7 protein-coding genes are annotated in these 6,211 nt (G+C 71.4%); 6 read left to right on the forward strand and 1 reads right to left on the reverse strand.

What is annotated here, in order from left to right:
• The first annotated feature begins 52 nt into the window (after window positions 1–52).
• The 6 genes from FNH04_RS15145 to mscL all read left to right on the forward strand — a co-directional run bounded on the left by FNH04_RS15145 (window position 53) and on the right by mscL (window position 5,995).
• Window positions 53–1,627 (forward strand): potassium/proton antiporter, encoded by a 1,575-nt coding sequence (locus FNH04_RS15145; protein ID WP_386576273.1) that lies wholly within the window; start codon window positions 53–55, stop codon window positions 1,625–1,627.
• A gap of 274 nt (window positions 1,628–1,901) precedes the next feature.
• Window positions 1,902–3,209, forward strand: a complete 1,308-nt coding sequence (locus FNH04_RS15150) for an MFS transporter (RefSeq protein WP_322723092.1) — start codon at window positions 1,902–1,904, stop codon at window positions 3,207–3,209.
• Between the two features lie 68 nt (window positions 3,210–3,277).
• On the forward strand, window positions 3,278–3,604 hold the full coding sequence (locus FNH04_RS15155) for an FmdB family zinc ribbon protein (RefSeq protein WP_322723093.1): 327 nt from the start codon (window positions 3,278–3,280) through the stop codon (window positions 3,602–3,604).
• Between the two features lie 77 nt (window positions 3,605–3,681).
• Window positions 3,682–4,545, forward strand: coding sequence for an S-methyl-5'-thioadenosine phosphorylase (locus tag FNH04_RS15160; RefSeq protein ID WP_152784420.1), 864 nt, complete (start codon window positions 3,682–3,684; stop codon window positions 4,543–4,545).
• 190 nt (window positions 4,546–4,735) lie between these two features.
• Window positions 4,736–5,392, forward strand: a complete 657-nt coding sequence (locus FNH04_RS15165) for a CpaB family protein (RefSeq protein WP_386576249.1) — start codon at window positions 4,736–4,738, stop codon at window positions 5,390–5,392.
• Window positions 5,393–5,524: 132 nt separating this feature from the next.
• On the forward strand, window positions 5,525–5,995 hold the full coding sequence (gene mscL, locus FNH04_RS15170; protein ID WP_322723094.1) for a large conductance mechanosensitive channel protein MscL: 471 nt from the start codon (window positions 5,525–5,527) through the stop codon (window positions 5,993–5,995).
• A gap of 19 nt (window positions 5,996–6,014) precedes the next feature.
• On the opposite strand, the gene FNH04_RS15175 is transcribed toward mscL, so the two are convergent.
• The coding region (locus FNH04_RS15175) for a hypothetical protein (protein WP_152784422.1) at window positions 6,015–6,211 on the reverse strand (197 nt) is incomplete at its 5' end.

Here is a 6,211-nt window from a genome sequence, read left to right on the forward strand (position 1 = left end):
ATGGTCAAGAAAACGTCAAGAATTAGGTAAGGTAACGAAGTACTTGCACTGAATCGCGCCCCCACGACAGCCTTCACGTGCTCGAATCCACCTGCCCGGACCGGCGAGAAGGGAACAGCCGCTGACTGTCCACCACCTCAACCAGCTCCTGCTCGTGTGCTCGCTCGTCCTGCTCGTCGCGGTGGCAGCGGTTCGGATCTCCTCGCGCAGCGGGCTCCCCAGCCTGCTCGTCTACCTGGGCATCGGCGTCGCCATGGGCCAGGACGGGATCGGCGACATCCACTTCAACAACGCGCAGCTGACCCAGGTCATCGGCTACGCGGCCCTCGTCGTGATCCTCGCGGAGGGCGGCCTCGGCACGAAGTGGAAGGAGATCAAGCCCGTCCTTCCGGCCGCCAGCTCACTGGCGCTGATCGGGGTCGCCGTGAGCATCGGTGTCACGGCCGCGGGCGCGCACTATCTGGTGGGGCTGGACTGGCGGCAGTCGCTCATCATCGGCGCGGTGGTGTCCTCCACGGACGCGGCGGCGGTCTTCTCCGTCCTGCGGAAGATCCCCCTCCCCGCGCGCGTGACGGGTGTCCTGGAGGCCGAGTCCGGCTTCAACGACGCCCCGGTGGTCATCCTCGTCGTCGCCTTCTCCGCCGCGGGCCCCGTGGAGCACTGGTACGCCCTGATCGGCGTGATAGCCATGGAGCTGGCCATCGGCGCGGCCGTGGGCCTGGCGGTCGGCCTGCTCGGCGCCTGGGCGCTGCGGCACGTGGCACTGCCCGCCTCCGGCCTCTACCCGATCGCCGTCATGGCCATCGCCGTCACGGCGTACGCGGCCGGGGCGCTGGCCCACGGCAGCGGCTTCCTCGCCGTCTATCTGGCCTCCATGGTGCTCGGCAACGCCAGGCTGCCGCACTGGCCCGCCACGCGCGGCTTCGCCGAGGGGGTCGGCTGGATCGCCCAGATCGGCATGTTCGTCCTGCTCGGACTACTGGTGACCCCGCACGAGATGGGCGACGACATCGTGCCCGCCCTCGTCATCGGGCTGGCCCTGACGATGGTGGCCCGGCCGCTGAGCGTCGTCGTCGCCCTGCTGCCGTTCCGGGTGCCGTGGCCGGAGCAGACGCTGCTGTCCTGGGCCGGGCTGCGCGGCGCCGTCCCCATCATCCTGGCCACCATCCCGATGGTGAACGAGGTGGAGGGAAGCCGCCGCATCTTCAACATCGTCTTCGTGCTCGTGGTCGTCTACACCCTCATCCAGGGCCCCACACTCCCCTGGGTGGCCCGGAAGCTGCGGCTGGGCGACAGCCAGGAGGCCTCCGACCTCGGCATCGAGTCGGCACCCCTGGAGCGGCTGCGCGGACACCTGCTGTCCGTCGCGATCCCGGAGGGCTCGAAGATGCACGGCGTCGAGGTCAACGAGCTGCGGCTGCCCTCGGGCGCCGCCGTCACGCTCGTCGTCCGGGACGGCACCTCGTTCGTCCCCCTGCCGACGACGGTGCTGCGACGCGGCGACGAACTGCTCGTGGTGGCCACCGACCCCGTACGGGACGCGGCGGAACGACGCCTCCGGGCCGTCGGCCAGGGCGGCAAGCTGGCGGGCTGGCTGGGGACGGGGAACGGCGGTCCGAGCCGCTAGGCATGTGGTCCGGGCACCCTGGGGCTTTACGGAATCCGAGGTCCAGACCCCGAGGGTGCTCGCATTCACAGGAGTACGGCGCGATCGCCCCTGTACGATGAAGGCGCACTTGATCGAACCACCTCTGCCTGACGCAGAGCTGGCGCGACCGTATGGCGGCCGGGACGCCCTCATCGTGGGCCCGGTATCTACCGCAGACGCGCAAGAGGACAGCTCTCGGCGCACGAGCCCGGTAACCAGGGCCGCGCTACCAGGTGGCAGAAAGGCACGGGCCGTGGCTTCCACGGTCACCCCGACGTCGTCCCGCCCGGGCTACGGGCAGCTGCTGCGCACCCGCGGCGCCTGGACGTTCCTGCTCCCCGGCTTCGCGGCGCGCCAGCCGTTCGCGATGCTGACGCTCTCCATCGTGCTGCTGGTGCGGCACACCACCGGCTCGTACGGGGCCGCCGGCGCCGTTGCCGCCGTGACCGGTGTCTCCATGGCGCTGTTCGCCCCCTACGGCGGCCGTCTGGCCGACCGCCACGGACAGCGGGCCGTACTCGTCCCCGGTGTCGTCCTGCACACCGTGGCAGGGCTCTCCCTGACGGCACTGGCGCTGGCCCACGCCCCCTTGTGGGCGCTCTTCGCCGCCGCCGTGCCCACCGGTGCCTCGGTACCGCAGATAGGGCCCATGGTGCGCGCCCGCTGGGGTGTGAAGCTCCAGGGCTCGCCCCTGATGACGACCGCGGCGGCCTTCGAGTCCGTCACGGACGAGCTGACCTTCGTGCTCGGCCCGCTGCTGGCGACCGCGCTGTGCACGGCCGTGGACCCGGCGGCCGGGCTGGTGACGGAGGCCGGGCTGACGCTGCTCGGCGGTCTGCTGTTCGCGGCGCAGCGGAGCACGCAGCCCGCTCCGGTTTCCGACGGGCACGCGCGCGTGGGGCACGTTTCCGGTCTCGACGGGCACGCGCGCGTGGAGCACGCTTCGGCGCTGCGGGCCCCTGGGGTGCGTGTTCTGGTCGTGGCCTTCCTGGGGATCGGCATGGTCTTCGGCGGGATGCAGGTCTCGCTCGCCGCGTTCTCCGAAGCGGCCGGCGAGCCCGGCCTGAACGGCGTCCTGTACGGGATCTTCGCGGCGGGCAACATGCTCTCCGGCCTGGTGTGCGGTGCGATCGCCTGGCGGGCGGCCCCGCAGCGGCGGCTGGTCGTCGGGTACGCGACCCTCGCCCTGGCCGCCTCGGGCCTGTGGACCGCCCACTCCGTGGTGGTCCTCGCCGGTCTCGGTCTGCTCGTCGGCATGTGCGTGGCCCCCGCCCTGATCACCGGCTACACACTGGTGGAGGACCTGGTCCCGGCGGCCGCCCGTACGGAGGCCTTCACTTGGCTGACCGGAGCGGTCGCGCTCGGCCAGGCCGCCGCCGTCACGGTCTCCGGGCAGTTGGAGGACCGTCTGTGGGGCGGCGCCGGGTTCCTGGCGCCGATGGCCGGTACGGCGCTGGCGCTGGCCACCCTGGTGGCGCTGCGGTCGCGGCTGGTGCCGCGGCCCCGGGGCCGTACCGTCGCACGTGGCATCGGTCACCGCGTGCCGGTGGCAGTGGACTGATCCCGAGGAATAAGTCACTATGGACCGTCGTTAGCACTCATCGAGTGAGAGTGCCAGGAGGAAGACCAGTGCCGACGTACCAGTACCAGTGCACCGAATGCGGTGAGGGCCTCGAAGCGGTGCAGAAGTTCACCGATGACGCCCTGACCGAGTGCCCCAGCTGCAACGGCCGCCTCAAGAAGGTGTTCTCCGCGGTAGGCATCGTCTTCAAGGGCTCCGGTTTCTACCGGAACGACAGCCGTGGTTCGTCGTCGAGCAGCAGCCCGTCGTCCGCCAAGTCGTCGACCTCGTCGTCCGACACGAAGTCCTCGTCCGACACGAAGTCCTCGTCCGGCTCGTCGTCGTCCTCGTCCTCCACGGGGTCTTCCTCCTCCAGCAGCAGCTCGGCCGCGTAGAGGCCACCGCATACGGGACCCTGTCGTCGTACGGCGACAGGGTCTGCGGCGTTCCCGGGCCCGGCTAGGGTTCGGGCATGGCGAACACGGAGAACGCGGAGAGCGCGGAGAACGCGGCCGAGATCGGTGTCATCGGCGGTTCGGGCTTCTACTCCTTCCTCGACGACGTGACCGAGATACAGGTCGACACCCCCTACGGCCCGCCCAGTGACTCCCTCTTCCTCGGCGAGGTCGCCGGGCGGCGGGTGGCGTTCCTCCCCCGCCACGGGCGCGGCCACCATCTGCCGCCGCACCGCATCAACTACCGGGCCAACCTGTGGGCGCTGCGGTCGGTCGGCGCGCGCCAGGTGCTGGGGCCGTGCGCGGTGGGCGGGCTGCGGCCGGAGTACGGGCCGGGCACGCTGCTCGTGCCGGACCAGCTGGTGGACCGTACGAAGGCACGGGCACAGAGCTACTTCGACGGGCTGCCGCTGCCCGACGGCAGCGTGCCGAACGTCGTGCACGTGTCGATGGCCGACCCGTACTGCCCGACGGGCCGCAAGGTCGCGCTGGAGGCGGCGCGGGGGAGGGACTGGGAGCCCGTCGACGGCGGAACGCTGGTGGTCGTGGAGGGGCCGCGGTTCTCGACGCGTGCAGAGTCGCTCTGGCACCAGGCGCAGGGCTGGTCCGTGGTCGGCATGACCGGTCACCCCGAGGCGGCCCTCGCCCGTGAACTGGAACTCTGCTACACGTCGTTGACCCTCGTCACCGACCTCGACGCGGGGGCCGAGACCGGCGAGGGCGTCTCGCACGAGGAGGTCCTCCAGGTGTTCGCGGCCAACGTCGACCGGCTGCGGGGCGTCCTGTTCGACGCGGTCGGCGCGCTGCCGGCGAACGAGAAGCGCGACTGCCTGTGCACCGGGGCGCTGGGCGGGATGGATCCGGGGTTCGCGATGCCGTGAGGATCGCGGGGCGGGGCTTCTGAGGCGGGCTTCTGAGGCGGGCCTCTGCGGCGAGCTTCTGAGGCGGAACCTCCCGTTCGGGTGAGGGAGTTTTCCACAACGTGTGAGTTGTCCACGGGCGTCAGCGAGCTTCGCCGCGAAGCCTCATCGTGGGACCGCAAGCCGATCTCACACAGCAGGTGGTGGCCTCATGTCCCGTCCGTTCCCTCCCCCCTTCCCTTCCCCGTTCCCTTCTCCGCTTCCGTCTCCGCTGCCGTCTCCGCTGCCGTCGCCGGGCCACGGCTCGGATCCTTCAGCGGTCGACGGCCCACCCGGCGCCGGCGCTCCCCCGACCTGCGAGGTGCCCCACTTCTCGCCGTTGCGGGTGGGCGGCGCGCGCTACCGGTTGCGGCGGCTCGTGCGGTGCAGGAGGCGGGCCGTGGCTGCCGGGCTGGCCGTGACCGCGGCGGCGCTGGTGGCGGCCGGCCCACCGGGCGCTGAGCCCGCACGGGAGATCCAGCGGGCTCGCGGGCACCCGGCGGCCGAGCCCGCGCAGGAGCGGCGACGGGCGGTCGAGGGTGGGGCGGAGGGTGCGGCCGAGATGGTGGCGGCACCCGTGCGCATCGCCGACAGCGCCGCCGTACGGCTGCTGCGGCCCGGCGACCGGGTCGACGTGATCGCGGCCGAGGAATCGGTGCGGGGTGGCCACGACGCGCGGGTGGTGGCTCGCGGTGCCCGGGTGACGAGGGTGCCGACGGCGAGCGCGGGCGAGAGCGGGGCGCTGGTCGTCCTTTCCGTGCCCCGGCCCACGGCGGCACGGCTCGCGGGCGCGGGAGCGACGTCACGGCTGGCGGTGACACTGTGCTGACCCTGAGCAAGGGCACCACCACCGACGAGTTGCCGAGTGTCTCGTCCGGGCAACCCGACTGGACACTCGTGGGAGCCCCTGCCGTAGGTTGCGGAGTCGTTTGTTCCGCTGGTTGTGCAGAGGGGGCTCGTGGTGAGCGACAAGAAGGAGCCGAGCGTCTGGGAGGGCTTCAAGGCCTTCCTGATGCGGGGGAACGTGGTCGACCTGGCCGTGGCCGTGGTCATCGGCGCGGCCTTCACCAACATCGTGAACGCGGTGGTGCAGGGGATCATCAACCCGCTGGTCGGCGCGATCGGTACGAAAGACCTCGATGGCTACAGCTACTGCCTCGAGAGCCCATGCTCGGGCAGTGGCAGCACGGCGACCGGCATCCGGATCATGTGGGGCTCCATCCTCGGAGCGACCCTCAGCTTCGTGATAACGGCGGCCGTCGTCTACTTCCTGATGGTCCTGCCGATGGCCAAGTACCTCGCACGGCAGGAGGCACGCCGCAAGGCCAAGGAGGGTACGCAGGAAGTCATCGAGGTGAGCGAACTGGAGGTCCTCAAGGAGATCCGGGACACCCTGGTCGCCCAGCGGGCCTCGGGACACGACCGCGAATAGCGCGGCCCACGGCACGCGCTCAGATGTGGTGGGGCGGCTTCTCGTCGAGGAAGCGCCTCAGGTCGGCCGCGCTGTCGCCGTCCCCGTCGCCGGGCCGCTCGCCCCACCCGCGGTCGGTGTCGTCCGACGACTGCCTACTGAGCGGGTCGTCGAAGACCAGCGCGGCCTTCCTGGGCTCGGGCCTGGGATCACGCTCGGGTTCACGCGGTTCCGGGG

Origin of the sequence: Streptomyces phyllanthi (genome assembly GCF_009377205.1) — a bacterium.
Lineage (GTDB): Bacteria > Actinomycetota > Actinomycetes > Streptomycetales > Streptomycetaceae > Streptomyces > Streptomyces phyllanthi.